The sequence below is a fragment of the Acinetobacter lwoffii genome (assembly GCF_024129595.1).
Classification (GTDB): domain Bacteria; phylum Pseudomonadota; class Gammaproteobacteria; order Pseudomonadales; family Moraxellaceae; genus Acinetobacter; species Acinetobacter lwoffii_O.
The window spans coordinates 1-286 of sequence record NZ_JAMXXS010000117.1 but is presented as its reverse complement, the minus strand read 5'-3'; the positions used below and the strand labels follow the sequence as shown (position 1 = coordinate 286).

General features: G+C 39.2%; 1 protein-coding gene. It reads left to right on the top strand.

Going from position 1 to position 286, the window contains the following annotated elements:
* A partial coding sequence (locus tag NI466_RS15880; protein WP_253174015.1) for an IS3 family transposase occupies window positions 1-286 on the top strand: 286 nt, incomplete at both ends.

Sequence of the window (286 nt, the reverse complement as noted above, 5' to 3'; positions counted from 1 at the left end):
TAATGGTGGATTTCATCCATAACAATAAAGACTTATATGGTGTTGATGCGATTTGTAGGATTTTACCGATCGCAGCTTCAACCTATTACCGAACTTTAGATCTCGCTGACAATCCAGAACATCGAGCGAAACGAGATCTACATGATGAGCATCATGCTGAACAAATTAAACGAATTTGGAAGGAAAGTTCAGGTAGGTATGGTGTACGTAAAGTCTGGCAAAAACTGAAACGTGAAGGCTATATTATTGCACGCTGTACTGTTGCTCGATTAATGAAAAAGCTAGG